This is a genomic window from Methylobacterium sp. AC690 (assembly GCF_979256535.1).
Genome location: NZ_CEEDOX010000128.1, coordinates 1 through 238, shown reverse-complemented (window position 1 = coordinate 238; position 238 = coordinate 1). Strand labels below are relative to the sequence as shown.

The window sequence follows — 238 nt, the reverse complement described above, 5'->3', positions numbered from 1 at the left end:
TCGCGACCCGCCGGTTCGGACGCGCCGCCTCCTGAGCCGCTCCGCCCGGCGACCGGTCGCGACCCCCGACGGCCTCGTGGTCGCCCTGCGCCCCCGGGCGGCCGACGCGCCCTGGATCGCGGCCTGGCACGATCTCAGCCGCCGGCCCCTCGTCGACAACCTGTTCTACGAGCCCGATTACGCCCTGCCTGCCGCCGACGCCTTCGGCCGCGGCGTACAGGTCGCCCTGGTCGGTGAC

Annotated in this window: 1 pseudogene; it reads left to right on the top strand. The window is 76.9% G+C overall.

The annotated features are described in order from the left end of the window. A pseudogene (locus AC0IY1_RS25570) lies at positions 1-238 on the top strand (hypothetical protein); the annotation flags it as partial.